This is a genomic window from Streptomyces sp. NPDC048361 (assembly GCF_040651795.1).
Classification (GTDB): Bacteria; Actinomycetota; Actinomycetes; order Streptomycetales; family Streptomycetaceae; genus Streptomyces.
Genome location: NZ_JBEZKW010000015.1, coordinates 21,241 through 48,027 on the forward strand (window position 1 = coordinate 21,241; position 26,787 = coordinate 48,027).

Genomic DNA, 26,787 nt, shown 5'->3' on the forward strand with positions numbered 1-26,787 from the left:
CCAAAGGCCCTAAGGGCCTGGTGAATTGGCTGCCTATCCTGGCATGTGTCCGTAATCGCCCCGGTCGCCGTCTCGGCCGGGGCGGTTCAACCACCGGGAGGGGTGGCGCAGTTGGGGTGGTTCAGCCAGTCCCGCGGGTTACTCACGGGCCTCGACCGGACGCTCCTGCGGCGGCGCGCGAAGGCCTCGCCCGCGGCGGACGCCATGGTCGGCGCGGCGGGGCACGTGGTCACGCCGATCCCGCGGGGCGGCTACGGCGAGGTGCTGTTCTGTGTGCACGGGCGGCCGTTGAAGTACGCGGCGCGGGCCCGGGTTCCGCTGGGTCTCGGCGCCCGCGTCCGCGTATCGGCGGCGCTGTCCCCCTCCGCGATCGAGGTGGCGCACCTCGGCCCCGCCGCGGACAGTCGTCCGTGACGGGGCCGGGCTTCCGTACGGATCAGGCGAAGCGCTGACTCGCGCTGCCGTCGCAGCCGCGCAGGGTGAGCGGGTCCTTCGCGGCGCCGAGGGTGGCGCACAGGCTGGTGGCCGCGGCCGGGCGCAGGGTGCCCGAAGCGCGCACCCACTCCTGGTTGGCCGAGCCCGAGCAGTTCCAGATGATCAGCTGGGCGCCGGCGGTGTACTTCGCCCCCGGCACGTCCAGGCAGCGGTCCTGGGTGAGCTGGGTGTGGACGGACTTGCGCCCGGCGTCGTACCACCAGCCCTGATTGCGTCCGCCGTGGCAGTCCCAGCCGATGACCGCCGTGCCGTTGGCGCTGTTGGAGGCGGTGACGTCGGCGCAGCTTCCGGTCGCCTCGTTCTTCAGCGGCCGGTACGCGTCGTCCCAGGCGAGCGGGTAGAGCGTCGGGCTCCCGGTGGAGGCCGGGTCAGCACAACTACCTTCCTGCGCACCGGAGTTGTAGAGCTGGGTGAGGCAGGAGGCGAAGGCGCCGTGGCCCCGGTAGTTGGGGTGGAAGGACTGGCGGACCGAGTTCTCGTCCGGCAGACCGGGCTTGGAGACGTCGATGAACAGCCCCCGGGCCCAGGTGTCCTCCATGCAGACCTCGTGGCCGTTGAAGAGCCGCGAGTCGTCGAGGTAGGTCGCACCGGTGTCCTGGGCGGCCTTGCGCATGCCGACCTCGAAGGCGGGCACCGCGGTGTTGCGGCCCCATACGGTGTCGGAGTCGTAGCCGAGCCCGCCGCAGACGAGCTTGCCGGGGAAGCCGGGGTTGTCGTGGAAGTCGGGGCCGATCGGGCTCGGGTAGCCCATCACGACGAGCTTGTACGAGCCGTCGGCGTACCCCGCGTCGCGCATCACGGTCTTGAGGTCGCTCACGGTCCCCTCGACCTTGGGCACGAGCGCGTCGACCCGGGCCTGCCAGCCGGGCTCGTACTTCGACTGGCACGGGCCCTGGAGCAGCAGATAGCGCTCGACGCAGTCGGTCATGACCGGGCCGAACTGGAGGTCGTCGTTGGCGCCCGCGACCAGGAGCACCATCTTGATGCGGGTGTTGCGCGCCTTGATGGCGAGGCTGTCGCTCTGCACGAGTTCGTCGGCGTACTGCTTGGTCCCGCCGATCCTGATGTTGCCGGTGTACGCGCCCGAGCAGGCGACGTTGTACGTCTCGTCGGCCGGGATGCCGGTGCGGTGGATCGCGGAGTCGGGCGAGCGGTGGCACCAGTTGTCGGGCCCGTTGGTGCCGGCCTCGTACGTGCCGACGCCCTCGCCGGATATCTCGCTGTCCCCCAGCGAGATCAGACCGGTCTTCCGGTCGGCCATGGGCCGCTCGGCCGGGCCCCCGTACAGCTGGGTGGCCTCCGCCGCCCGGATCTTCTCCAGGTCGGGCGGGAGCGGGGTGGACTGGACGGACGGTGCGGACGCGGCCTGGGCGCCGGGCGCGCCCACTGCCATGCCGCCGAACGCCGCCGCGGCGGCCACCGCCGCCGCGAACGTACAGCGGAGTCTGTGCCTGGTGCGCCTCATTACGCCTCCCTGGTGGGCTCCGGGGGTACGAGGGTCGTCCCCCCGGGAGAATGCGGCCCACCGGTATTTACTGGCCGGTAGGGCGTGTTGGGAATAGGTAGAACAAGACAACTGCTCAACTTTTGCAGGAGGTTCAACCCCATGAACGACAGCGAGTACCGGACCGAGCACGACTCGATGGGTGAGGTGCGGGTCCCCGCGCACGCCAAGTGGCGGGCCCAGACCCAGCGGGCGGTGGAGAACTTCCCCGTCTCCGGGCAGCGTCTTGAGCGCGCCCACATCGAGGCGCTGGCCCGCATCAAGGCGGCCGCCGCCAAGGTCAACGCCGAGCTCGGCGTCGTCGACAAGGACATTGCGGGCGCCGTCGAGGCGGCGGCAGGCGAGGTCGCCGAGGGCCGCTGGGACGACCACTTCCCGGTCGACGTCTTCCAGACCGGATCCGGCACCTCGTCGAACATGAACATGAACGAGGTCGTGGCGACGCTCGCCACCGAGAAGCTGGGCCGCGCCGTCCACCCCAACGACCATGTGAACGCCTCGCAGTCCTCCAACGACGTCTTCCCGTCCTCCATCCACATCGCCGCGACGGCCGCCGTCACCGCCGACCTGATCCCCGCCCTCGACCATCTGGCGAGCGCCCTTGAGCGCAAGTCGGCCGAGTTCGCCGACGTCGTCAAGTCGGGGCGTACGCATCTGATGGATGCCACCCCGGTCACCCTCGGCCAGGAGTTCGGCGGCTACGCGGCGCAGATGCGCTACGGCGTCGAGCGGCTGCGCTCCGCCCTGCCCCGCCTGGCCGAACTCCCCCTCGGCGGCACGGCGGTCGGCACCGGCATCAACACCCCGCACGGCTTCTCGGCGGCCGTCATCGCCGAGGTCGCGCGCACCACCGGGCTTCCGCTGACCGAGGCGAGGGACCACTTCGAGGCGCAGGGCGCGCGTGACGGCCTGGTGGAGACCAGTGGTCAGCTGCGCACCATCGCGGTCTCGCTCACGAAGATCTCCAACGACCTGCGCTGGATGGCGTCGGGCCCGCGTACGGGATTGGCCGAGATCAGCCTTCCCGACCTCCAGCCGGGCTCGTCGATCATGCCCGGAAAGGTCAATCCGGTCATTCCGGAGGCCGTCCTCATGGTCGCGGCCCAGGTGATCGGCAACGACGCGACGGTCGCGACGGCGGGCGCGGCCGGCAACTTCGAGCTCAACGTGATGCTCCCGGTGATCGCCAAGAACCTCCTGGAGTCGGTGCGGCTGCTCGCCAACGTCTCCCGACTGCTCGCCGACCGCACCGTCGACGGCATCACCGCCCATGTGGAGCGGGCCCGCGAGTACGCCGAGTCCTCGCCGTCGGTGGTCACCCCGCTCAACAAGTACATCGGGTACGAGGAGGCCGCCAAGGTCGCCAAGAAGTCCCTCTCCGAACGGAAGACCATCCGCGAGGTGGTCCTGGAATCGGGGTACGTCGAGCGCGGCGACCTGACGGTCGAGCAACTCGACGAGGCGCTCGACGTCCTGCGGATGACCCGGCCCTGAGCCGCCCGTGATCCGGCCGTCCGTAATCCCGCTGTCCGTGATCCGGCCGTCCGTGTTCCGGCCGCCCGTGATCCACGTCGCAGCGGGGTCTTGACCGCACTCCGTAATATCTGCACATGGCAGGCACAGGAGGCGGCACCCCACACTGGGCGCCGGGGGACCAGATCCTCTGGCGCTATCGCGACCACGGTCCCGGCGTGAAGGGGCGTGTGCACATCTGCCGCCCCGTCACCGTCGTCCAGGACACCGACGAGATACTCGCGGTGTGGATGGCGCCCGGCACCCAGTGCGTACGGCCGGTGCTCGCGGACGGCCGCCCGGTGTATCAGGAACCACTGGCCACCCGCTACACCGCGCCGCGCACCACGGAGCGTTCCCAGTGGTTCGGCACCGGTGTGCTCAAGCTCGCCCGCCCCGGCGAGCCCTGGTCGGTGTGGCTGTTCTGGGAGCGGGGCTGGCGTTTCAAGAACTGGTACGTGAACCTGGAGGAGCCGCGCGTGCGATGGTCGGGCGGCATCGACTCCACGGACCACTTCCTCGACATCGCGGTCGACCCGGACCGCGGGTGGAGCTGGCTGGACGAGGACGAGTTCGCCCAGGCCCAGCAGGTGGGCCTGATCGACGGCGGGCAGGCGGGGCGGATCCGGGCGGCCGGGCACGCCGCGGTCGAGGTGATCGAGGCGTGGGGCCATCCGTTCTCGGACGGCTGGGAGGCCTGGCGTCCCGATCCGCGCTGGCCCGTTCCCGCGCTCCCGGTGGACTGGGATCGCACTCCGGCGCACATGACGTCGTGAGACCCTTGATGCGCCCCCGGGGTTCAAACGTAGGATCGTCCTCCGCGGGGCCGTGCACGGCCTACCCGCGCCAATCGGCGGTCTCGGTGCAACAATTGACCGTATGTCACCACAGGGGGGTGGAGCATGCCCGGTGTCGCCGCCCGGACGGGGCTCCCCCCACACCTCAAGGACCTGGGGGAGGGTACTCCGCGTGAAGCGACCGCCTCACGCAGCCTTACCCTGCCGCTGCCGCTGCCGCCGCTCGCGGCAGGGCGGATGTCTCATCCCGGACGGACGGAACCCGACGCGTGACGGAGCCCCAGCCCACCTCGCACGAGAGCCGGCACAAGGAACGCGCCCGGCCCTCCGAGCAGACCCTTCCGCACGCTCTTGAGGAGCAGGGGAGGCCTCATGCAGACACACCGGCCGCCGCGGAGGCGGGCGCCGACCCGCGCGCCGGGCAGGGCGGAGGCGAACACGCCGCCGCGCCCGCGGCCCAGGACACGGCGCGCGGCCCCGGCCGGCGCGGCCGGCCGGCCGGTCGCGCGACCGACCGGAGCAGCGGCGTGACCGCCTCCGTGCCGGGCCAGCCCGAGCGCGCCGGCCGGGACGCGGCGGCCGCGGCGGCCGTGCCCGGCATCGGCGCGACCGGCGTCGGTGGACCCGGTGCAGACCCCTCGGGCGGCGGTGGATCCGGCGTCCCGGCGTCCGGTGACGGCGTGGACGTGGCGCGGCGCGAGGGCGACCGACTGCGCTTCGTGGGCGCCGCGACCCGGCGGATCGCCCGCGGCATAGACCTCGACGAGATCGTGCTCGGCCTGTGCCGGGCCACCGTGCCGACCTTCTCCGACGCGATCCTGGTCCATCTGCGCGACCCGCTGCCGGTCGGCGACGAGCGCCCGGCGACCCCGTTCGTGCTGCGCCTTCGCCGCACCGACCGGCTGCGTTTAGTCGATGAGGCGCTGAGCGAGAGCGCGGAGGCCGAGGGCCTCACCGTGCTCGGCGGCGCGGGCCCCGACCTCACCCCCGCCTCCGAACTGTGCGAGGTACGCACCGGCGGCGAGCTCAACGAGGTGCTGCGCGGGGTGCGTCCGGTCTTCGCGGAGTCCCCCGCCGCCCGCGCCGCCCTGGCCGAGCTGCTCGGGCCCGACCGTACGGTGCCCGGCGGCCGGCGGGCGATACTCGCACCGCTCCGAGGCCGGCGCCGGGTGATCGGCGCCGCCGTCTTCGTGCGCGGCCCCGAACGCCCCGCCTTCGAGGCCAACGACCTTCTCGTGGCGGCCCAGTTGGCCACCCACACCGCGCTCGGCATCGACAAGGCGGTGCTGTACGGACGTGAGGCGTACATCGCCGACGAGCTCCAGCGCACCATGCTGCCCGACAGCCTCCCCCAGCCCACCGGCGTGCGGCTCGCCTCGCGCTACCTTCCGGCGGCCGAGACCGCCCGGGTCGGCGGCGACTGGTACGACGCGATCCCGCTGCCCGGCAGCCGGGTCGCGCTCGTGGTCGGCGATGTCATGGGCCACTCCATGACCTCCGCCGCGATCATGGGCCAGCTCCGCACCACCGCACAGACCCTGGCCGGCCTCGACCTGCCGCCCGCCGAGGTCCTGCACCACCTCGACGAGCAGGCCCAGCGGCTCGGCACCGACCGGATGGCGACCTGCCTGTACGCGGTGTACGACCCGGTCGCGCACCGCATCACCATCGCCAACGCCGGCCACCCGCCACCGGTGCTGCTCCACCTCGGGGGCCGCGCCGAGGTCCTGCGGGTGCCGCCGGGCGCCCCGATCGGCGTCGGCGGCGTCGACTTCGAGGCCGTCGAACTGGACGCCCCGGCGGGTGCGACGCTGCTCCTCTACACCGACGGCCTGGTCGAGTCGCGCCTGCGCGACGTGTGGACCGGCATCGAGCAGCTGCGCGAACGCCTCGCCGCCACCGCCCAGTTGACCGGCCCCGACCACTCGCCGCCGCTCGAAGCGCTCTGCGACGACGTGCTGGACATGCTCGGCCCCGGCGACCGGGACGACGACATCGCGCTGCTCGCCGCCCGCTTCGACGGGATCGCGCCGAGCGACGTGGCGTACTGGTTCCTCGACCCGGAGGAGACCGCCCCCGGCCGGGCCCGGCGGCTGGCCCGCAGGGCGCTGGAGCGCTGGGGTCTCGAAGAGCTCACCGACTCGGTGGAGCTTCTGGTGAGCGAGGTCGTCACCAACGCCGTGCGGTACGCCGAGCGGCCGGTCACGCTGCGGCTGCTCAAGACGGACGTCCTGCGCTGCGAGGTCGGCGACGACTCGCCCCAACTGCCGCGCCAGCGCCGGGCCCGCGAGACCGACGAGGGCGGCCGCGGCCTCTTCCTCGTCAACCGCCTGGCCCGGCGCTGGGGCGCGACCCGGCTCTCCGGCGGCAAGGTGGTCTGGTTCGAACTGCCCACCGGCCCCTGACACCGCGGGCACCCGCCCACGACACACGACGGCCCCCGTTCCCGGTTTCCCGGGAACGGGGGCCGTCGGCCGTATCGGTGGGGCGGCCGGGTCAGTTGGGCCCGGCCGGGTTGAACGGATCGTCCGGCAGGCTCGGACCGCCCGAGTTGGTCGGCGTCGCCGGCGGCGACTTCGGCGGGCGGTGCGAACTCGTCCCGCTCGGCGTCCCGCTCGGCTGCTTCGACGGCGTGGGGCTGGTCGACTTCGACGGCGTCGGACTCGTCGACTTGGACGGCGTCGGACTCGTCGACTTCGACGGGGTGCCGCTGGGCGTCTTCGACGGCGTGTAGGCGGGCTCGACGGCCGCGCCCTGGTCGGTCTCCAGGTCGAACTTGTCGGCGCCGCCCTTGACCGCGTCGAAGGTGTACGCGGCCCAGATGCGGGCCGGTATGGAACCACCGTTGATACGGCCGTCCTCCCCTGCGCCATGGGCCATCGTGACCTGGCCGCCCTTGGGGATGTTCACGTCCTTGCCGTCGACCTTCACCACGCGCGGAGAGGCAGCCTCGCCCCACATCCCGACGGAGGTGACGAGGTCGGGGGTGTAGCCGGTGAACCAGGCCGACTTGTTGTCGTCGGAGGTACCGGTCTTGCCCGCGACCTGCTTGCCGTCGCGGTTGTCGGCGGCGGCCACGGAATCATGAGCCGTACCGTCGTCGACCACGCCGGTGAGCACCGAGGTGACGGCGTCGGCCGCGTCCCGGCTGATGACCTGGCTGCCGACGGGGTCGGGCTTGTTGTACTTGTGGTCCTTGTGCACGGCCGTCTTCACGATCGACGGCGTGACCTTCTTGCCGTGGTTGTCGAGCGTGGCGTAGACCGCGGCCATCTGGAGCGGGCTCGCACCGTAGGAGCCGAGAGTCATCGACGGCAGGGGAGCTCTGCCGTCGAGGGACTTCATGCCCATCTCCACGGCGGTGTCGCGCACCTTGGAGAGGTCGGCGTCGACGCCCATCTGCGCGAAGACGGAGTTGACCGACTTGTTCATCGCGACCTGGACGCTGATGGGACCGTAGCTGACGTCGTCCTCGTTCGGCGGGGCGAAGGCGATCTTGCTGCCCTTGACCGGTCGCCTGTTCTTGCCGTCGTAGACCGTGTTCGCCTTGATCGGCTGACCGTCCTGCGTCTCGGCGCCCTGGTTGAGGGCGGTCGCGAGGATGACCGGCTTGAACGTCGAGGCGGGCTGGTAGGTCTCGTTGGTGGCGTTGCTGAGCTGGTGCTTGGGATAGTCCTGCCCACCATAGAGGGCGACCACCGAGCCGGTCTTCGGGTCCACCGACGCCGCGCCGGCCTGGAGATCGGCGTCGACCTTGCGCTTCTTCGGGTCGAGCTTGCCGGTGAGCTTTTCCTTGACCGCGTTCTCCAGAAGCTTCTGCTTGGCGGGGTCGATGTTGAGCGTGATCGTCCAGCCGCCGCGAGCCAGGAGGGCGTCGCTGACTCCGTTGGCCCGCAACTCGTCCTTGGCGGCGTCGACCAGGTAACCGGTCTGTCCCTCCAGGCCCGGCGCGGCCTTGGCGTCCATGGGCGGCTCGAACTTCGTGTTCTTGCGATCCTCCGGGGTCAGCCACTTCTTCTCGACCATGTTGTCGAGGGCCTTGTTCCAGCGGCCCTCCACCAGCTGCTTGCCGACGGGGCCGGCCGTCTGCCAGTCGTACTGACTGGGCGCCTGGAGCAGCGCGGCGAGGTACGTGCCCTCCGACAGCGTCAGCTTGGAGGCGTCCTTGCCGTAGTACGCCTGCGCCGCGGCCTGGATGCCATAGGCGTTCCGGCCGTAGTAGCTGGTGTTCATGTACCCGGCGAGGATCTCGTTCTTACTGAAGCGCTGGTCCACCTTGAGGGAGATCACGATCTCCTTCAGCTTGCGGGTGACCGTCTGCTCCTGCGTCAGGTAGTTGTTCTTGACGTACTGCTGAGTGATGGTCGAGCCGCCCTGGGCGCCCTTGCCCATCAGGGTCTTGAGGATGCCGCGGGTGGTGCCCTTGAAGTCGACGCCCTTGTCCTCGTAGAACGTCTTGTTCTCCAGCGCGACGAAGCTGTGCTGGATCTCTGGCGACACCTGGTCGAGCTTGACGGCTTCGCGGTTCACCTGGCCCGAGCGGGCGAGCATCTGGCCGTTGGAGAGCTTGTAGACGTTGCTCTCCATGTGGGCCTCGGCGTTGTCGCTGGGGATCTGCACCATCAGGTAGATGGCGTAGAACGCGCCCATCGCGAGAAGGCAGAGCCCGAAGAACGTGCCGAGCATCGTCTTCCAGGTGAAGAACCGGCGTATGCCCTTCTTCTTCACCTTCTGCTTGCCTCGGCGCGCCCCGCCCTGCCGGGCGCGCCGCTCTTCCGCTCGGCCCATAACCTCAGTCGCTCGCCTTCATATGACTCACCAGACTCGCCAGATCAGCTCAGAAAACTAACACCGCACGTATGGACATAACGGATTCGATCACGTCTTTTCCGTACGTGAGAATCAGCACCTGCCCCATGGGAACCGACGATCGAATCGTCCCAAGGGTTGCGAGAGTTCCGGACACCGCCCCTTTATGTCCCGTAATGACATGCCTCTCCGGCGCTATGCACCCCGGGTATACACAGCGGGTATACCTCGTGCGTATAGTCCTCTCCCATGAAGCGACGCCTCCACGATCTGGGCCTCGGCATCCGGTTCGCCGTCAGCGGTGGCCGCGAGGGCTGGGTCCGCACCTGGCTCACCGCGGTCGGCGTCGGCCTCGGTGTCGCCATGCTCCTCGGCGCGGCCTCCGTGCCGCACCTCGACGACGAGCGGGCCAACCGCATCCACGCCCGGCAGCCGTTCTCCGCCGGCTCCGACAGGAACGCCGCGCACCGCACGGTCTCGCTCCTCTATGCCGTCGCCGACACCGAGTACCGCTCCTCCACCATCGGCGGCAAGGTGCTGCGCCCGGCCAACGCCGACCCGGTGCTCCCGCCCGGCCTGACGGCGATACCCGCCGCCGGCACCATGGCCGTCTCCCCCGCACTGCGCGATCTGCTCGCCTCCCCCGAGGGCGAACTGCTGCGCCCACGGCTCCCGTACAAGATCACCGCGACGATCGGTGACGCGGGACTCGTCGAACCGTCGGAGCTCTACTTCTACGCGGGCGACGCCGCCCTCTCCACCGACGCCGGCGCCTCGTCGGCGGCGGGCTTCGGCAACATCGGCGAGACGCAGCAGCTCGATCCGATGCTCGTGGTGCTCGTCATCCTGAGTTGTGTCGTCCTCCTCATGCCCGTCGCCATCTTCATCGCGACCGCCGTACGGTTCGGCGGCGAGCGGCGCGACCGGCGGCTCGCGGCTCTGCGGCTGGTCGGCGCCGACGCCCGCACCACCCGCTGGGTCGCCGGCGGTGAGGCGCTCGCGGGGGCCGCGCTCGGCCTCGCCGTCGGCGCCCTGCTCTTCCTCGGCCTCGCCGAACTCATCGGCCCCCTCGGCCTGTGGAGCTTCGGCTTCTTCCCCGGTGACCTCAGGCCGCTGCCGTGGCTCGCGCTGCTCGTCGCCGTCGCGGTGCCCGCCCTCGCGGTGGGTGTGACCCTGGCCGCGATGCGCTCGGTGAGCGTCGAGCCTCTCGGTGTCGTACGGGGCGGACGCATCCGGCGCCGCAGGCTGTGGTGGCGGCTCGCGATGCCCGGCCTCGGTGTGGTGCTGCTCTTCGTCTCCCAGAACCCGGACGCCCGCACGGCGCCCCTCTCGGTGGCGCCGCCCGGTATCGGGGTCCAGCTGATGGACGCCATGGGCCCGGTCACCATCGCCGCGGGCGCCACCCTGGTACTGGCCGGGCTCATCACTCTGCTGCCCTGGCTGGTGGAGGCGGTGATGGGGCTGCTGCGCGGCGGCTCGCCGTCCTGGCAACTGGCCGTCCGCGGGCTCCAGTTGAGCAGTGGCGCCGCCTCGCGGGCGGTCAGCGGCATCACGGTGGCGGTCGCCGGTTCGGTGGCGCTCCACATGTTCTTCGTGGGTATCCATGACGACTTCAACAAGGTGACGGGCGCGGACGCGAGCCGCGCCCAGTACACCGTGCTCGCCGACTATCCCGACGCGGCGCTCGCCGAGCGCATGATCGGGGCGTTCCGCGGGACGCCGGGCGTGAGCCAGGTGATCGGCTCCGTCAGCAGCTATGTGACCAAGCCGGGGCCGCTCACCGCCGACGACATCCGGCCCACCACCCAGTTGACCCTCGGTGACTGCGCGACCCTGCGCGAGCTGGCCCGTATCGACACGTGCCAGGACGGCGACACCTTCGTGGTGCACCCCTCCGACCCCGAGCAGGCCGCCTGGGTGGACCGCACGGCCCGGCCGGGCAAGCCGCTCAACACCACGTCGGACGAGAGCGGCATCCCGCCGAAGCTGTGGACGCTGCCCGCCGCCACCCGCACCGTCATGGGACGCCCGGACCCCACGGGCGAGGTGCAGGACGGCGTCTTCGTGACGCCCGGCGCGATGGACACCTCGCTGCTCACCTCCGGCGCCCGCACCTCGGCGATGCTCACCGTCGACCAGCGGGTGCCGGACGCCGCCGAGCACATCCGCAACACCGCGGCCGCGCTCTCCCCGCAGCTGCGCGTCGCCACCGTACGCACCATCGAACGCGACCGTCAGTACGCCGGCATCCAGACCGGGCTGCAGGCCGCGTCGCTCGCCACGCTCGGCCTGATCGCGGCCGGCATGCTCGTCTCCCAGGTCGAGCAACTGCGCGAGCGCAGGCGCCTGTTGGCGGCACTGGTCGCCTTCGGCACCCGGCGCGCCACGCTCGCGGGATCCGTCCTGTGGCAGACGGCGGTGCCGGTGGCCCTCGGGATCGCGCTCGCCGTGGCGGGCGGCACCGCGCTCGGCGCCCTCATGCTGCGGATCATCGGCAAGACCGTGACGAGCTGGTGGCTCTTCGTGCCGCTGGCGGGCGCGGGCGCCGCGGTGATCCTCGCGGTGACCCTGCTGAGCCTGCCGGTCCTGTGGCGCCAGATGCGCTCCGACGGGCTGCGTACCGAATGACACCCCACAGCTCTCCCAACACTCGGACCACCAGCGGTAGTTGAGAAGGAAAGGAAGGCACCATGTCCATCGGACACACCCTCCTCGGGCTCCTCGAATCGGGCCCACGTCACGGGTACGACCTGAAGCGCGCCTTCGACGAGAAGTTCGGGCACGACCGTCCGCTGCACTACGGGCAGGTCTACTCGACGATGTCCCGGCTCCTGAAGAACGGGCTCGTCGAGGTCGACGGCGTGGAGGCCGGCGGCGGCCCCGAGCGCAAGCGGTACGCCATCACCGAGGCCGGCGTCACCGACGTCGAGACGTGGCTCAGGCAGCCCGAGAAGCCCGAGCCCTACCTCCAGTCGACCCTCTACACCAAGGTCGTCCTCGCCCTGCTGACCGGCCGCGACGCGGGCGACATGCTGGACACCCAGCGCGCCGAACACCTGCGCCTGATGCGCGTGCTCACCGACCGCAAGCGCCGCGGCGACCTCAGCGACCAACTCATTTGCGACCACGCCCTGTTCCACCTGGAAGCCGATCTGCGGTGGCTCGAACTGACCGCCGCCCGCCTCACCCAGCTCGCCACGGAGGTACGCGCATGACGCCCGCCGGCTCCCTGCTCATCGCCAAGGACCTGCACAAGGCCTACGGCCCCACCCCGGCCCTCGACGGCGCCGGGTTCTCCATCCACCCCGGCGAGGTCGTCGCGGTGATGGGCCCGTCCGGCTCCGGCAAGTCGACGCTGCTGCACTGCCTCGCCGGGATCGTCACCCCGGACTCGGGCACGATCACGTACGACGGGCGCGAGCTGTCCGCGATGCCGGACGCCGAGCGCAGCGCGCTGCGCCGCACCGAGTTCGGTTTCGTCTTCCAATTCGGCCAGCTGGTGCCCGAGTTGACATGCGTGGAGAACGTGGCGCTTCCGCTGCGGCTGACCGGCGTCAAGCGCAAGGAGGCCGAGCGCAGGTCCCTGGAGTGGATGGAGCGCCTTGAGGTCGCCGACCTCGGGAACAAGCGGCCCGGCGAGGTCTCCGGCGGCCAGGGCCAGCGGGTGGCCGTGGCCCGCTCGCTCGTCACCCAGCCCCGTGTCGTCTTCGCCGACGAACCGACCGGCGCGCTCGACTCCCTCAACGGCGAGCGCGTCATGCAGCTGCTCACCGAGGCGGCGCGCTCCACCAACGCGGCGGTCGTCCTGGTCACCCACGAGGCGCGGGTCGCGGCCTACTCGGACCGCGAGATCGTCGTACGCGACGGAAAGTCCCGCGACATGATGCTGGAGCACTCCGTATGAGCCTGCTCCGCGATCTCGCTTTCGGCGCCCGGTTCGCCCTGGCGGGGGGCCGCGAAGGCTGGACGCGCACCCTGCTCACCGCGGTCGGCGTGGGTCTCGGCGTCGCCCTGCTGCTCGGCACCACCGCGCTGCCGGGCGCGCTCACCGCGCGGCAGGACCGCGACAACGCGCGCAACGACTACGGGGCCTCGGTCAACAGCGGCCCCGCGCGGAACACCCTCCTGATCGGGCGCGCCGACACCGAGTACCAGGGCGCCGACGTGCGGGGCCGGCTGGTCCAGCCGGAGGGCCCCAAGGCGCCGGTGCCGCCCGGCGTCTCGACGCTTCCGGCGCCCGGCACCATGGTCGCCTCGCCCGCCCTGCGCGACCTGCTCGCCTCCCCCGAGGGCGCGCTGCTGCGCGAGCGCATCCCGTACAAGATCACGTCCACCATCGCCGACCAGGGCCTGATGGGACCGCACGAACTCGCCTACTACGCGGGCAGCGACATCCTCACGCAGCGCAAGAACGAGGTGAGCGACCGCGGCGAGGTGCTGCGGGTCACGGCGTTCGTCGACGCCGTCCAGGAGAAGCTCGATCCGATCCTGGCACTGCTCATCGTCATCATCTTCGTGGTGCTGCTCATGCCCGTCGGCGTGTTCATCGCGGCCGCCGTACGCTTCGGCGGCGACCGGCGCGACCGAAGACTGGCGGCGCTGCGCCTTGCGGGCGCCGACCGCCGCATGACGCGCTGGATGGCGGCGGGCGAGGCGCTGGCCGGGGCCGCGGTCGGCGTCGTCATCGGCGCCGTGTTCTTCGCGATCGGCCGCCAGTACGTGGGCGACGTCTCGGTGGCGGGGCTCAACGTCTTCCCCGCCGACCTCGACCCGAACCCGCTGCTCGCGGTGGCTGTGGCGCTCGCGGTGCCCGCGTCGGCGGTCGCGGTGACCCTGTTCGCGATGCGCTCGGTGGTCGTGGAGCCCCTCGGTGTCGTCCGCACCTCGGTGCCGCGCAGGCGCCGCATGTGGTGGCGGGTACTGCCGCCGCTGGCCGGCGCGGGACTGCTGCTGCCGATGGTCGGCCGGGGCCGCGATCACGGCATGTTCAACCAGGCTCAAGTCATCGGTGGCACGGTGCTGCTGCTCATCGGCGTGACGGCGCTGCTGCCCTGGCTGGTGGAGGCGGTCGTCCGCAGGCTCGGCGGCGGCCCGGTCGGCTGGCAACTAGCCGTACGCAGGCTCCAGTTGACGTCCGGTTCGGCGGCCCGCATGGTGAACGGCATCGCGGTCGCGGTGGCCGGGGCGATCGCCCTGCAGATGCTGTTCGGCGCCGTGGAGGGCGACTACGTGAAGTCGAACGGCGAGGACACCCATCGGGCGCAGGTGGTGGTTCCGCTCGGTGACGCCTCGCCCGACGAGCAGGCCCGCGAGATCAGCGCCTTGAAGGGCACGGAGGGTGTGTCCGCCGCGGTCGTGTTCGGTTCGCTCGACGGCGGCGACAAGGCGAAGGAGTCACAGCACTACACCCCGGTCACGGTCGGCACCTGTACGGACCTGGGCGAGGCCGCCACCCTGCCGTCGTGCAAGGACGGCGACGTCTTCATCGCGACCGGCGCCGACTGGCAGCCCGAGGGGCTGCCCGCGCCGGGCGGCACGCTCTACCTCGACCCGACCAACGGCGGCTCCGACACCAAGGGTGCGGAGGTCCGCTGGGCCGTTCCCGCGGCCACCCGCAAGGTCGCGGCCCGCCCCGACCCGGGGGGTCAGCGCCGCCCCGGCATTCTGGTCACCCCGGCGGCGCTGCCGCACGGCGTGGGGTTGCCGGTCCACTCCACGGTGTACGTGTCGACCGCCCCCGGCGACGCCCTCGCCAAGGAGCGGGTACTGAACCTGGCCGCCGAGGCCGACCCGCTCAGCTCGGCGCGCGCACTGACCGGCACGCAGACCAACGCCCGGTTCGCGGGCGTACGCCAGGGCCTGTACATCGGGGCCGCGGCGGTCCTGATGCTCATCGGGGCGAGCCTGCTCGTGTCGATGCTGGAGCAGCTGCGCGAACGCAGGAAGCTCCTTTCCGCACTGGTCGCCTTCGGCACCCGGCGTTCCACCCTGAGCTTCTCGGTCCTGTGGCAGACCGCGGTGCCGGTGGCCCTGGGCCTGGCACTCGCGGCGGGGGTGGGCCTCGGGCTCGGCTCGGTGCTGCTGCGGATGGTGGGTCGTGCGGTGGCGGTCGACTGGGTTCCGGCGGTGTCGATGGTGGGGATCGGCGCGGGCGTGGTCCTCCTCGTCACGGCCCTGTCCCTGCCGCCTCTGTGGCGCCTGATGCGTCCGGACGGCCTCCGCACGGAGTAGCCGTGCGGCGCGCTCGGCATGGGGGCGGCGCCAGCACCGGGTGCCCTACCGGCTCCGCCACGGCCCGCACGACTGCTCGATGCGGGATGCCCTACCGGCTCCCCCGCGGTCCGGGCGACTGCTCGATGCGGGATGCCCTACCGGCTCCGCCGCGGTCCGGGCGAGTGCTCGGTGCCGGGTGCCCTACAGGCTCCGCCACCGCCCGCACGACTGCTCGGTGGGGGATGCCCTACCGGCTCTCCCCCGCGGTCCGGGCGACTGCTCGGCACCGGGTGCCCTACAGGGGCGCGGGGAACTGCGCGGGTGACCCAGCACGGTCCGCAGCCGAAAGGCGGGTTGCTAGGGCTTCGCCCCTGGCCCCGGGAGGCCCCACCCGCCCCTTCCCCGAAACCCTCCGGGGGTGAGAGTGGGGCCGAGGTCCATGCTCCTGGGGCTGCGCGGGCCAGGGGGCACCCCCATGACGGGCCGGCTATGCCGATGTGGGCCGGCACCGAGTAGCCAGGGGCGCGGGGAACTGCGCATGAGGTGGGACCGGCCCACGCCGGACAGCGGGTAACCCGGTCACGCGGAAACCCGTACCGGAAGGCCTCGCAGCGCCCCCCGCAGAGCGGCGGCGAACTCCTCGAACTCACCCTGCCGCGCCGCCCCCGCCCGCATCGCCAGGGCAATCGTGCGCGAGGGCGCCGGCTCGGCGAAGTACCCGGTGACCAGGCGGTCGTTGCGGCCCGTCTCGATCTCGACCGCCGTACGCGGCAGCAGCGTCACGCCGAGCCCGCCCGCCACCAGCTGCACCAACGTGGAGAGGCCGGCCGCGGTCGTCGTCACCGGCGCCCCCTCGGTCCGCCCCGCCTCCCGGCATATGTCGAGCGCCTGGTCGCGCAGGCAGTGCCCCTCGTCGAGGAGGAGCAGATGCAACTCGCGCAGCGCCTCGCGCGGAATCCCGGCGCGGCCGCCGAGCCAGTGGTCCTGCGGGGTGACGAGCACGAAGTCCTCGTCGAACAGGGGGAGTTCGGTGACCCCGGGCACCCCGAGCGGCACCGCGAGCAACAGTAGGTCGAGCCGGCCCGCCGCGAGCCCTTCGAGCAGCGAGGAGGTCTGCTCCTCGTGCACCTGGAGGTCGAGCTCCGGGTAGCGTTCGTGGACGAGCCGCAGGACGGCGGGGAGCAGATAGGGCGCGACGGTGGGGATCACGCCGAGCCGGAGCACCCCGGTGAACGGCGCCCGTACCGCCTCGGCCTCCTCCATCAGCGCGCCGACCGCGTCGAGCACCGCCTTGGCCCGCACCGCGAGCCGCTCCCCCGCCGCGGAGAGCAGCACCTTGCGGGTCGTACGCTCCAGGAGCTGCACCCCGAGCGCCTCCTCAAGCGCGGAGACCGCGCCGGACAGGGCGGGCTGGCTCATGCCGATGGCCGCCGCCGCGTCGCGGAAGTGCAGATGCTCCGCGACGGCCGCGAACGCGCGCAGCTGCGCCAGGCTGGGCTGTTTGCCCCTGTTGCCCATACCCCTATTAGTCATGGTCACTGATAGGCACCTCCGATCACGGTGACCCAGTCTAGCTATTTCCCTGATCAATGAGGGCTGTGCCAGGATCGGTAATCCGTCCAACCCCGCAGGAAGCTTCCCGAATCCGCTCGATTCGGGCTTCCTCGTTTTTGCAAGGAGAGCGCGTGCTCACTGTTGGTGACCAGTTCCCCACGTACGACCTGACTGCCTGCGTGTCGCTGGAGAGCGGCAACGAGTTCCAGCAGATCGACCACAAGACCTACGAGGGCAAGTGGCGCGTAGTTTTTGCGTGGCCCAAGGACTTCACTTTCGTGTGCCCGACCGAGATCGCCGCGTTCGGCAAGCTGAACGACGAGTTCGCCGACCGTGACGCCCAGATCCTGGGCTTCTCCGGCGACTCCGAGTTCGTGCACCACGCCTGGCGCAAGGACCACCCGGACCTGACCGACCTGCCCTTCCCGATGCTGGCCGACTCGAAGCACGAGCTCATGCGTGACCTCGGCATCGAGGGCGAGGACGGCTTCGCGCAGCGCGCCGTCTTCATCGTCGACCCGAACAACGAGATCCAGTTCACGATGGTGACCGCCGGTTCCGTGGGCCGTAACCCCAAGGAGGTCCTGCGGGTCCTCGACGCCCTGCAGACCGACGAGCTGTGCCCGTGCAACTGGACCAAGGGCGAGACCACCCTCGACCCGGTCGCGCTGCTGGCCGGTGAGTGACCCATGTCCCTCGACGCGCTGAAGTCCGCCGTGCCGGACTACGCCAAGGACCTCAAGCTGAACCTCGGCTCGGTCATCGGCAACTCCGAGCTCCCGGCCCAGCAGCTGTGGGGCACGGTGCTCGCCACCGCCATCGCCTCGCGCAGCCCGATCGTGCTGCGTGAGCTGGAGCCGGAGGCCAAGGCCAACCTGTCGCCCGAGGCGTACACGGCCGCGAAGGCCGCCGCCGCCGTCATGGCGATGAACAACGTCTTCTACCGCACCCGCCACCTGCTCTCCGACCCGGAGTACGGCACGCTGCGGGCCGGTCTGCGGATGAACGTCATCGGCAACCCGGGCGTGGAGAAGGTCGACTTCGAGCTGTGGTCGCTCGCCGTCTCCGCGGTGAACGGCTGCGGCCAGTGCCTCGACTCGCACGAGCAGGTGCTGCGCAAGGCCGGTGTCGACCGCGAGACGATCCAGGAAGCCTTCAAGATCGCCGCGGTGATCCAGGCCGTGGGCGTCACCCTCGACTCCGAGGCCGCGCTGGCCCAGTAGGACCGCGTAAGGACCGCACGACCGAGAAGGGCCCCGCCGGAAACGATCCGGCGGGGCCCTTCCGCATGCGTACGGCCGGCTCGGCCGCTACTCGCGCTCGCCCCCGGACGCGGCGGCCACCGGGGCGGGCGCCGGCGCGGGCGGGCCCGCCTCGACCGCCCGGGCGCTGCGCAGGGCGTTGTCGCGGGCGTACTTGCGCAGGTAGCCGACGACCGTGTTGGTGACCGCGACCAGCGGGACCGCCACGACGGCGCCGCCGATGCCGCCGACCAGGCCGCCCGCGGCGACCGAGAGGACCACGGCGAGCGGGTGCACCCGTACCGCGCGGCCCAGGATGAAGGGCTGCAGGACGTGCCCCTCGATCTGCTGTACGGCCAGGACCACGAGCAGCACCATCAGGGCGTTGAACACGCCGTCCGTGACCAGCGCGACCACGACGGCGAGTGCGCCCGAGACGACCGCGCCGACCAGCGGGATGAAGGCGAACAGGAAGATGAACACGGCGAGCGGCACCGCCATGGGCACGCCCAGGAAGTAGATGCCGATGCCGATGCAGATCGCGTCGATCAGTGCCACTATCACCGTGCCGCGCACATAGGCGGTGAGCGTGCGCCACGCCTTGGGGCCCGCGCCCGCGACGCCCGGGCGGGCGGCCTCCGGCACCAGGTTGAGGACCCACTGCCAGATCTTCGGGCCGTCGTACAGCAGGAACAGCGTCGAGAACATCGCGAGCAGGATGCCGGTGAGCACCTCGACGAGGACGGTCACGCCCTGGAGGCCGGCCGAGGTGATCTCGTTGGTGTTGGCCCCGATGGTGTCGCTGAGGTTCTTGGCGATCTGGTTGATCTGGTCCTCGGTGACGTGGAACGGGCTGTTCAGCGCCCAGCGCTTGAGCTCCTCGATACCGGCCCGCACCTTGCTGGACAGGTCGTCGAGGTTGTCCATGACCTGCCACACCACGAACCAGCCGACGAGGCCCATGATGACGAACCCGGAGATCGCGGTGACCGCGGTGGCGAGGCCGCGCGGCAGCCCCATCCGCTTGAGCCGGGCCACGGTCGGCTGGAGCAGCGCGGTGATCAGCAGGGCCGCGACGAATGCGAGGACCACCAGGCTGACCGCGCTGATGATCTGCGTCAGTACGTAGATGGCGCCGCCGAGCACGAGCAGCCGCCAGCCGACGGCGGCCGCGACCCGCATGCTCCACGGCACCGCGTCGACCGGGTCGGGACGGGCGGCGACCGCGGGCGCGTACGAGGGTGGCGGCGGTACGTGTTCGGGGGCCTGGTCGTCCGCGGAGCCGGGCTCCGCCGCGGCGGAGCCCGGGCCGGACGCGGGGCCCGCCTTCACGAGACCGGTCTTCCCGTGAGCGGCGTTGTCGGGAACGGTCTTCCCGTGAGCGGCGTTGTCGGGAACGGCCTTGTCGCTGACGGCGCTCGCGGGAGCGGCGTTCGCGGGGACGGTCTGTACGGAACCGGACGACGTGGGAGCAGGCGACGCGGGGGCGACGGTCACCGGGTCATGCCCGGCGTCGGCGTCCGCCTCCGCCCTTCGCTCCTCAAGGCGCTCCCCCATCCGCGTGAGCCCGGCGCCGAGCCGTCCGAGCAAATTGGGCACTCTCGACATGTTCCCGCCGTTTCCCTTGTCCCCGCAGTTGAGTCTCCCCACCGCCTACCCCCGAACCGTGCAGATGACCGTACACGGGCGGAGCCCCGCACCGAAGGACGGTGCGGGGCTCCGGAAGGTTGAGCGGTCCCGGAGTGTTTCTGCGCCGGGCCGGCCTACCGAGCGGTCTCTAGTACCAGCTGTGGGACTGCCAGTACGACCAGGCGCCGCAGGGGCTGCCGTAGCGGTCGTTCATGTAGTTGAGGCCCCACTTGATCTGCGTGGCCGGGTTGGTACGCCAGTCGGAGCCCACGGAGCTCATCTTGGAGCCCGGCAGCGCCTGGACGAGACCGTAGGCACCGGAACCGGAGTTCGTCGCCGTGTAGTTCCAGCTCGACTCGTTGTTCACGATGTGGCTGAAGCACTGGAACTGGCCCGCCGGCACTATCTGCCGGGCGATCGACTGGATCTCGTCGATCGAGTAGGAGCTCTTGACCGCGAAGTCGGTCCGTGCGGCGGAACGGCTCGCCTCGGTCTCCAGTTCGCGGGCCTTGGCGTCCTGCGCGGCCTTGTCCTTGTCGGCCTTGTCCTTGTCCGCGGCGTCCTTCTTGGCCTTGGCGTCCTGCGCGGCCTGAACGCGCGCGGCCTCCTCGGCGGACTTCTTGGCGGCGGCGCTGGCCTGCGCGGCCTGCGCGTCCGCCTGCTGCGTCAGGGACGCGGTCTGAACCTGGGCCTGCTGTCCTGCGGGGATGTCCGCCAGGAGCGTCGAATCGGCGGCGGTGGCCTCGAAGTTGTCGTTCGAGGCGGCGGCGGGGCTGCCTGCGGCAACGCCGACGACGGCGCCAACGGTGGTCACGGCAGTGGCAGACGCCACCGCGAACCCCCGGACCGAGATCCGGCTCACACGGTTTCCTTCCAGCAGCGTCCGCACGGGTGACCTCGCGGACGCAATCGTGCCCCTGGCTCTCTCCTCCCAACTGCTGGGTCACGGGAGGATCTGACCCGGTGGGCAACTCCCTTGCGGGGAGTGCCGCGTGATGCGCGGGCGGCATACGGCTCAGCTATTGAGTTGCGTGGGTACCGGGGTACCCGGGGTACAGGGGTGCCGTATGCGGGGCCTGACGGATGCAAGACTCTGCCGGAAGCCGGAGCCGGGTGGCAATTCCCTGCCGCGTGTGAAACCTCACACCCCATTGGGCCCTCGAATTTCCTCCGATCTCCCGCACGCGAAGGCGCCGCCCGGCTAGGCTGCTGCGCTTGCCCGGCGGCGCCAACTGGTGCGTACTGCTTCAGATCGAGACGTCCTCCAGCATTTCGGTCACCAGCGCCGCGATCTGCGAACGCTCGGACCGGGTGAGGGTGACATGCGCGAACAGCGGGTGTCCCTTGAGCTTTTCGACGACCGCGACGACACCGTCGTACCGGCCGACCCTCAAGTTGTCGCGCTGGGCCACGTCATGGGTGAGCACCACCCTCGAATTGGCCCCGATCCTGGACAGAACGGTCAGCAGGACGTTCCGTTCCAGGGACTGCGCCTCGTCCACGATCACGAAGGCGTCGTGCAGGGAGCGCCCCCGGATGTGGGTGAGCGGCAGGACTTCGAGCATGCCGCGCGAGGTGACCTCCTCGATGACCTCACGGCTCGTCACCGCGGACAGCGTGTCGAAGACGGCCTGGGCCCAGGGGCCCATCTTCTCGGCCTCGGAGCCCGGGAGGTAGCCGAGTTCCTGACCACCCACCGCGTACAGCGGCCGGAAGACCATCACCTTCTTGTGCTGCCTGCGCTCCAGAACCGCTTCGAGGCCCGCGCAGAGCGCGAGCGCCGACTTGCCCGTGCCGGCCCGGCCGCCCATCGAGATGATCCCGATGTCGGGGTCGAGCAGCAGATCGAGCGCGATGCGCTGCTCGGCGCTGCGGCCGTGGATGCCGAACGCCTCACGGTCGCCGCGCACCAGTTTGACGTTGCCGTCCGGCGCGACCCGGCCGAGCGCCTTGCCGCGCTCGGAGAGCAGCACGAGCCCGGTGTGCACGGGAAGCTCCGCCGCTTCCGGTACGTAGAGCGTCTCCTCCTCGAAGAGCAGATCGACCTGCTCGCCGCTGAGCGGCAGTTCGGCCATGCCGTTCCAGCCGGAGTCGGTGATGGCCAGCTCCGCGCGGTACTCCTCCGCGAGCAGGCCCACCGACGACGCCTTGATCCGCAGCGGCAGGTCCTTCGACACGACGGTGACGTCGTATCCCTCCGCCTGGAGGTTCCGGGCGACGGCGAGGATTCGGGAGTCGTTGTCCCCCAGCCTGTAGCCGGCGGGCAGCACGCCGGGATCGGAATGGTTCAGCTCGACACGGAGGGTGCCGCCTAGCTCGCCCATGGGGATGGGGGCGTCGAGACGTCCGTACCGGACCCGGAAGTCGTCGAGCAGGCGCAGCGCCTGCCGGGCGAAGTAACCGAGCTCGGGATGGTGCCTCTTTGCCTCCAGCTCCGTGACCACGACGATGGGGAGCACCACTTCGTGCTCCTCGAACCGGGTCATCGCGTTGGGGTCGGCCAGCAGGACGCTGGTGTCGAGGACGTAGGTGCGCCGGTCGGGCATGCGGCGCTTTGTGCTGGTCACCACGGAAGGACGTACCCCCTCGTAAGAGGCGCATGAGAACGGGGTGCGACGGCGTCGCGGAAACGGGGACCGGGCTTCGACCGCGCTGCGCGGGCCGAGCTCCGGCCCTCCACGTCGCCCGCGCGCGGTGCGCGGTCGTCCTGGTGCAAAGGGCCTCCCGGGCGGGTGGCGTTGCCGTCACCCACTGAGATCCGACGCCCGTGGTCCGGACGTCGACCTGGGTGGGTTATGCCCTCGAACACGCGAAGCCATGCCCCGTCGTATGCCTGGAGTTCCCCCTGGGGCTCCGCCCCGGACCCCGGGAGCCCTCCTGGGGGCGCGGGGCTGCGCCATTTCGCGGCTCCGCCGCGGGGGGGCACGACCGGCCGGCACCGGGTCCCCTACAGGGGCGCTGGTCCTCAAACGCCGGACAGGCTGAGTACGTCCATGCGGGCCCCGGCGCCGGGTACTCAAGGGCGCGGGGAACTGCGCGGGCGGGGTTCAGCCGCAGCAGGGCAGAGGGCGGGGTTCAGCCGCAGCGGGGCAGAGGGCGGGGTTCAGCCGCAGCGGGGTGAAGACGCACCGTCAGGTGCCGTACCTCCGGTGCCGCGCCGCGTAGTCGCGCAGGGCACGCAGGAAGTCGACCTTGCGGAAGGCCGGCCAGAACACTTCGCAGAAGTAGTACTCGGAGTGCGCCGACTGCCACAGCATGAAGCCCGACAGACGCTGCTCGCCACTCGTGCGGATCACCAGGTCGGGATCGGGCTGCCCCCGCGTGTACAGGTGCTCCGAGATGTGCTCGACGTCGACGATCTCCGCGAGCTCCTCGAAGGACGTGCCCTTCGCCGCGTGCTCCAGCAACAGGGAGCGGACCGCGTCCGCGATCTCCTGGCGGCCGCCGTAGCCGACGGCGACGTTGACCAGTATCCCGTCGATGTCGTGCGTGGCCTGTTCGGCCTCCTTGAGGACGGCCTGGGTGTGGCCCGGCAGCAGATCCGCGTTGCCGACGTGGTGCACGCGCCAGCGCCCGTCCGCCGCCAAGTCCCGTACCGCGTCCTCGATGATGCCGAGCAGCGGGATCAACTGATCCTCGGGGCGGTCCAGGTTGTCGGTGGAGAGCAGCCAGAGGGTGACGACCTCGACGTCCGTCTCGGCACACCAGCCGAGCAGTTCCTGGATCTTGCTGGCGCCGGCCTGGTGGCCCTGCTCGGGGCTGCGGGCCGATGCCTTGGCCCAGCGCCGGTTGCCGTCCAGGATGACGCCGATGTGCTTGGGCACCTGGTCGTGGTCGAGGCGGCCTTCCACCCGGCGCGCATAGAGCCTGTAGACCAGGTCGCGCAAACTCACCGATTTCACCCTCTCGTTGCCTTCCGGGGGCCCGCCGCCGCCCCGCTCACCAGCCGCCCCAGGGAAAGCACAGTACTGCGCACGGGTCATGGCGGCCCAACTCGGTCTGTCACAAGTCCGTGATAAGCAGGGAAACGTGACTGAATCGCTCCGCTTCCTCCCTGCCGCCGACCGCTACGACTCCATGGAGTACCGCCGCACCGGCCTCAGCGGCCTCAAGCTTCCCGCCGTGTCGCTCGGCCTGTGGCACAACTTCGGTGACGACCGGGCCCTCGGCACCCAGCGTGCGATCCTGCGCCGCGCCTTCGACCTGGGCGTCACCCACTTCGACCTGGCCAACAACTACGGCCCGCCGCCCGGCTCGGCCGAGCTGAACTTCGGCAAGATTTTCGGCCAGGACTTCGCCCCGTACCGGGACGAGCTCGTCATCTCCACCAAGGCCGGCTATCTGATGCACCCCGGGCCGTACGGCGAGTGGGGTTCGCGCAAGTACCTGATGTCGTCGCTCGACGCCTCGCTCAAGCGCATGGGCCTCGACTACGTCGACATCTTCTACTCGCACCGCTTCGACCCGCACACCCCGCTGGAGGAGACGATGGGCGCGCTCGCCTCCGCCGTCCAGCAGGGCAAGGCGCTGTACGTGGGTGTCTCCTCGTACAACAGCGAGCAGACCGGGCAGGCGGCGCGGATGCTGCGGGAGATGGGTGTGCCGGCCCTGATCCATCAGCCGTCGTACTCGATGATCAACCGCTGGACGGAGCAGGACGGACTGCTCGACACCCTGGAGGCGGCCGGCATGGGCTGCATCTCCTTCGCGCCGCTCGCCCAGGGTCTGCTCACCGACAAGTACCTCGACGGCATCCCGGAGGGCTCCCGCGCCAGCCAGGGCAAGTCCCTCGACCCGAACCTGCTCTCCGACGACGTCGTACGCCGTCTGCGCGGCCTGAACGACATCGCCGCCCGGCGCGGCCAGTCGCTCGCGGAGCTGGCGCTGACCTGGGTGCTGCGTGACCCGCGGATGACGTCGGCGCTGATCGGCGCGTCCAGCGTGCGGCAGTTGGAGCAGAACGTGGCGGCGCTGGCCGGACCGGCGCTCACCGATGGGGAGTTGAAGGAGATCGACGCCTTCGCCGTGGACACCGAGGGCACCAACATCTGGGCCGGGCGCGGCTGACGCGCGAGGAAGGGCGCGGAAGGACGGAGCGCCGGACATGAAAAAACGGGCCGGTCCGTGGGGGGGATACGGACCGGCCCGAGGGGGGTTTCCACCATAACCCTTCGTAAGTACTGCTGGGTGCCATGACGCTCCAGAACTACGCTCCGAAACCGGGCCAGTACGGTTTCGCGGTCCCCCGCAGGGGTGACCCGGCCGTCGGCCCTCGCCTTGACCGTGCAGGTCAGAGGGGGTGGCGTCGGAGTAAGGCGGCGTCGGACGCCGTTCTGCGGGGCCGAGAATTCGCTCCGGCCCTGCTTCACCCCTCTGGCCCTGGGGGCACGGCGTCATGTGACCGTGTGGTGTCGCTCCGTACACGACGGAGCCTGCACGAGGGCTCAGCACAGGGGTTGCCTGCGCTACCGCGCCTAGCCGGCGGCGCCTCGTGCCACGCGCCGCAGCAGCGAAACCCCGTCCGCCTGCGCCACCCGTACGTATCCGTACCTGGCGAGCGCGAGGGCGTACTCCCGTTCCTGACGGTCGGCCGGGTAGGGCCAGGTGCCGGGCGGGTACGGCCAGGACGGCGCGGGCCGGCGGTCGTAGGCGATCCACTGCGCGGTGGGGCGCGGGATGGCGCGGCCCGTCTCGTACAGCCTGCCCGCCACCGGGAAGGTGGGGAACAGGACGACCGTGGTGCGTGAAGTGAGCTGGGGGGCAAGGCGGTTGGAGGCGGCGACGGTCGCGCCGTCGGGGATGTTCCGCAGCAGACCGCGTACGGCGAGGACGTGCGGGTCGGTGCGCCAGGTGGAGCGGTGGGCGAGCTGGGCGAGCGGGAAGGACGGCACGAGGACGAGGGTGACGGCGGCGACCGTCGCGAGCGAGGCCCGCACATGGCGCCGGGCCAGCGGATCACCTGCGGCGGCATAGGGGCGCAGGGCGTCGATGAGGGCGGCGAACACGACGGGCATCAGGACGGCCGTGTAGTGGAAGGCGGTCCCCCAGTGGAAGGCGTTGGTGGAGAGCATCCGCCAGCCGAGCGTGGGCACGGCGATCAGGGCGAGCGGCGAGCGCAGGGCGATCAGCGCGGCGGGCGCGAAGACCAGGACGAGGGTGGTCGCCTTCACCTCGGGGCGCACCGCGTCCAGCGGCGCGAGCAGGAGCGTGGTGAGCAGGGAGTGGTGGGCGGGTGCCAGGTTCGCTGCGTGGGCGTAGGTGCCCGCCGGGTTGAAGAACGGCATCGCCACCTTGAATTCGAGGGCGCTGCCCAGGAGTCCGAGCGCGGCGGCGGCGAGGCCGAGCCGGCGCGGCCCGCGCCAGGCCACGTACGCGCCGATCGCGGCCAGCGTGAGACCGAGGTCCTCCTTGACGAGCAGGAGCGGCACGCCCCAGGCGACCGCGCGCCGCCAGTTGCGGCGGGCCAGCGCTTCGAGGGAGTACGAGACGAGCGGGACCGCGAAGCACACCTCGTGGAAGTCGAAGCCGACGGCCGATGCGATGCCCCAGCTCAGCCCGTACCCGAGGGCGACGACGTGGGCGGCCCTGCGTCCGACGACCCGGGCGGCCTGCCGGGCGAGTGGCACCACGGCGAGCGCGAGCAGTGCGGCCTGCGCGAGGAGCAACGCGTACGGGGAGGGGAAGAGGCGGTAGAGGGGGGCGAGGACGGCGAGCACGGGGTGGAAGTGGTCGCCGAGGAGGTTGAAGCCGTCGCCGCGCAGGGGGGAGACGGGTGCGTCGAGGTGGGCGTAGGCGCGGACGGCCTGCTCGAAGATGCCGAGGTCGTAGCCGGTGGTGCGGACCAGCGCCTGCCGCCGGGCGGAGACGGCCGCGTACAGGAGGAAGAGCGCGGCGGCCCACCCCCACCACAGGAGGGCGGGCCTGCCGATGCGTACGCGCGGGATACGGAAGGCGGCGGGCAGCGGCATGCTCGGCGACTGCGCACCCCGCCCTACCCTTTGGTCAGCGATTGTCCCCATGTGTCCCGATGCTA

At 71.2% G+C, this 26,787-nt stretch carries 19 protein-coding genes; 11 read left to right on the forward strand and 8 right to left on the reverse strand.

The genetic code is table 11. The features are described 5' to 3' along the window. Window positions 1-45: 45 nt before the first annotated feature. Entirely contained in the window at window positions 46-414 is a 369-nt protein-coding gene (locus tag AB0D31_RS11225) for a hypothetical protein (RefSeq protein WP_362720155.1), read from the forward strand. 22 nt (window positions 415-436) lie between these two features. On the opposite strand, the gene AB0D31_RS11230 is transcribed toward AB0D31_RS11225, so the two are convergent. Continuing rightward, on the reverse strand, window positions 437-1,960 hold the full coding sequence (locus tag AB0D31_RS11230; RefSeq protein WP_362720158.1) for a ricin-type beta-trefoil lectin domain protein: 1,524 nt from the start codon (window positions 1,958-1,960) through the stop codon (window positions 437-439). Between the two features lie 141 nt (window positions 1,961-2,101). Here AB0D31_RS11230 and AB0D31_RS11235 point away from each other — a divergent pair, with 141 nt between their 5' ends. From AB0D31_RS11235 to AB0D31_RS11245, 3 genes are all read left to right on the forward strand, one after another. Continuing rightward, window positions 2,102-3,493 carry a class II fumarate hydratase gene (locus AB0D31_RS11235; RefSeq protein ID WP_362720161.1) on the forward strand — a complete coding sequence of 464 codons (1,392 nt, stop codon included), beginning with the start codon at window positions 2,102-2,104 and terminating at the stop codon, window positions 3,491-3,493. Window positions 3,494-3,609: 116 nt separating this feature from the next. Further along, complete coding sequence (locus AB0D31_RS11240) at window positions 3,610-4,287, forward strand: DUF402 domain-containing protein (RefSeq protein WP_362720164.1); 678 nt, start codon at window positions 3,610-3,612, stop codon at window positions 4,285-4,287. Window positions 4,288-4,577: 290 nt separating this feature from the next. Then, window positions 4,578-6,713, forward strand: a complete 2,136-nt coding sequence (locus tag AB0D31_RS11245) for an ATP-binding SpoIIE family protein phosphatase (RefSeq protein ID WP_362720167.1) — start codon at window positions 4,578-4,580, stop codon at window positions 6,711-6,713. 91 nt (window positions 6,714-6,804) lie between these two features. Here the strand turns inward: AB0D31_RS11245 and AB0D31_RS11250 are convergent, their stop codons facing one another. Further along, window positions 6,805-9,096 carry a transglycosylase domain-containing protein gene (locus tag AB0D31_RS11250; RefSeq protein WP_362720170.1) on the reverse strand — a complete coding sequence of 764 codons (2,292 nt, stop codon included), beginning with the start codon at window positions 9,094-9,096 and terminating at the stop codon, window positions 6,805-6,807. Between the two features lie 270 nt (window positions 9,097-9,366). Between AB0D31_RS11250 and AB0D31_RS11255 the strand changes: the two genes are divergently transcribed. The 4 genes from AB0D31_RS11255 (at window position 9,367) to AB0D31_RS11270 (ending at window position 15,348) form a co-directional block, all read left to right on the forward strand. Continuing rightward, the gene (locus AB0D31_RS11255; RefSeq protein WP_362720173.1) at window positions 9,367-11,745 is read left to right on the forward strand and encodes an FtsX-like permease family protein; all 2,379 of its coding nucleotides are present in this window, start codon (window positions 9,367-9,369) and stop codon (window positions 11,743-11,745) included. Between the two features lie 62 nt (window positions 11,746-11,807). Further along, window positions 11,808-12,332 carry a PadR family transcriptional regulator gene (locus AB0D31_RS11260; RefSeq protein ID WP_362720176.1) on the forward strand — a complete coding sequence of 175 codons (525 nt, stop codon included), beginning with the start codon at window positions 11,808-11,810 and terminating at the stop codon, window positions 12,330-12,332. Beyond that, window positions 12,329-13,021, forward strand: coding sequence for an ABC transporter ATP-binding protein (locus AB0D31_RS11265; protein WP_362720179.1), 693 nt, complete (start codon window positions 12,329-12,331; stop codon window positions 13,019-13,021). Before AB0D31_RS11260 ends, AB0D31_RS11265 begins: the two co-directional genes overlap by 4 nt. After that, window positions 13,018-15,348, forward strand: coding sequence for an FtsX-like permease family protein (locus tag AB0D31_RS11270; RefSeq protein ID WP_362720182.1), 2,331 nt, complete (start codon window positions 13,018-13,020; stop codon window positions 15,346-15,348). Before AB0D31_RS11265 ends, AB0D31_RS11270 begins: the two co-directional genes overlap by 4 nt. A 561-nt stretch (window positions 15,349-15,909) precedes the next feature. On the opposite strand, the gene AB0D31_RS11275 is transcribed toward AB0D31_RS11270, so the two are convergent. Further along, complete coding sequence (locus AB0D31_RS11275) at window positions 15,910-16,863, reverse strand: LysR substrate-binding domain-containing protein (RefSeq protein WP_362720185.1); 954 nt, start codon at window positions 16,861-16,863, stop codon at window positions 15,910-15,912. Between the two features lie 152 nt (window positions 16,864-17,015). On the opposite strand from AB0D31_RS11275, the gene AB0D31_RS11280 reads away from it, so the two are divergent. Both AB0D31_RS11280 and AB0D31_RS11285 read left to right on the forward strand, forming a co-directional pair. Then, window positions 17,016-17,570 carry a peroxiredoxin gene (locus AB0D31_RS11280; protein WP_328310379.1) on the forward strand — a complete coding sequence of 185 codons (555 nt, stop codon included), beginning with the start codon at window positions 17,016-17,018 and terminating at the stop codon, window positions 17,568-17,570. Between the two features lie 3 nt (window positions 17,571-17,573). Then, window positions 17,574-18,107 (forward strand): alkyl hydroperoxide reductase, encoded by a 534-nt coding sequence (locus AB0D31_RS11285; RefSeq protein WP_345253202.1) that lies wholly within the window; start codon window positions 17,574-17,576, stop codon window positions 18,105-18,107. Window positions 18,108-18,194: 87 nt separating this feature from the next. On the opposite strand, the gene AB0D31_RS11290 is transcribed toward AB0D31_RS11285, so the two are convergent. The 4 genes from AB0D31_RS11290 to AB0D31_RS11305 form a co-directional block, all read right to left on the reverse strand. Beyond that, window positions 18,195-19,733, reverse strand: a complete 1,539-nt coding sequence (locus AB0D31_RS11290) for an AI-2E family transporter (protein ID WP_362720189.1) — start codon at window positions 19,731-19,733, stop codon at window positions 18,195-18,197. A gap of 169 nt (window positions 19,734-19,902) precedes the next feature. Further along, window positions 19,903-20,616 carry a transglycosylase SLT domain-containing protein gene (locus tag AB0D31_RS11295; protein ID WP_362720192.1) on the reverse strand — a complete coding sequence of 238 codons (714 nt, stop codon included), beginning with the start codon at window positions 20,614-20,616 and terminating at the stop codon, window positions 19,903-19,905. Between the two features lie 385 nt (window positions 20,617-21,001). Further along, window positions 21,002-22,324: a PhoH family protein gene (locus AB0D31_RS11300; RefSeq protein WP_362720195.1), complete on the reverse strand. Its 1,323-nt coding sequence runs from the start codon at window positions 22,322-22,324 to the stop codon at window positions 21,002-21,004. 561 nt (window positions 22,325-22,885) lie between these two features. Continuing rightward, complete coding sequence (locus tag AB0D31_RS11305; RefSeq protein ID WP_114037243.1) at window positions 22,886-23,647, reverse strand: isoprenyl transferase; 762 nt, start codon at window positions 23,645-23,647, stop codon at window positions 22,886-22,888. 136 nt (window positions 23,648-23,783) lie between these two features. Between AB0D31_RS11305 and mgrA the strand changes: the two genes are divergently transcribed. Next, on the forward strand, window positions 23,784-24,821 hold the full coding sequence (gene mgrA, locus AB0D31_RS11310) for an L-glyceraldehyde 3-phosphate reductase (protein WP_362720198.1): 1,038 nt from the start codon (window positions 23,784-23,786) through the stop codon (window positions 24,819-24,821). Between the two features lie 407 nt (window positions 24,822-25,228). Here the strand turns inward: mgrA and AB0D31_RS11315 are convergent, their stop codons facing one another. Then, complete coding sequence (locus tag AB0D31_RS11315) at window positions 25,229-26,773, reverse strand: DUF2079 domain-containing protein (protein WP_362720201.1); 1,545 nt, start codon at window positions 26,771-26,773, stop codon at window positions 25,229-25,231. Window positions 26,774-26,787: the final 14 nt, after the last annotated feature.

Coding starts and splice junctions, on each gene's coding strand:
- AB0D31_RS11230 (WP_362720158.1), bottom strand. CDS start 1,960: ATGAGGCGCACCAGGCACAGACTCCGCTGTACGTTCGCGGCGGCGGTG.
- AB0D31_RS11235 (WP_362720161.1), top strand. CDS start 2,102: ATGAACGACAGCGAGTACCGGACCGAGCACGACTCGATGGGTGAGGTG.
- AB0D31_RS11240 (WP_362720164.1), top strand. CDS start 3,610: ATGGCAGGCACAGGAGGCGGCACCCCACACTGGGCGCCGGGGGACCAG.
- AB0D31_RS11250 (WP_362720170.1), bottom strand. CDS start 9,096: ATGGGCCGAGCGGAAGAGCGGCGCGCCCGGCAGGGCGGGGCGCGCCGA.
- AB0D31_RS11255 (WP_362720173.1), top strand. CDS start 9,367: ATGAAGCGACGCCTCCACGATCTGGGCCTCGGCATCCGGTTCGCCGTC.
- AB0D31_RS11260 (WP_362720176.1), top strand. CDS start 11,808: ATGTCCATCGGACACACCCTCCTCGGGCTCCTCGAATCGGGCCCACGT.
- AB0D31_RS11265 (WP_362720179.1), top strand. CDS start 12,329: ATGACGCCCGCCGGCTCCCTGCTCATCGCCAAGGACCTGCACAAGGCC.
- AB0D31_RS11270 (WP_362720182.1), top strand. CDS start 13,018: ATGAGCCTGCTCCGCGATCTCGCTTTCGGCGCCCGGTTCGCCCTGGCG.
- AB0D31_RS11275 (WP_362720185.1), bottom strand. CDS start 16,863: ATGACTAATAGGGGTATGGGCAACAGGGGCAAACAGCCCAGCCTGGCG.
- AB0D31_RS11285 (WP_345253202.1), top strand. CDS start 17,574: ATGTCCCTCGACGCGCTGAAGTCCGCCGTGCCGGACTACGCCAAGGAC.
- AB0D31_RS11290 (WP_362720189.1), bottom strand. CDS start 19,733: ATGTCGAGAGTGCCCAATTTGCTCGGACGGCTCGGCGCCGGGCTCACG.
- AB0D31_RS11315 (WP_362720201.1), bottom strand. CDS start 26,773: ATGGGGACAATCGCTGACCAAAGGGTAGGGCGGGGTGCGCAGTCGCCG.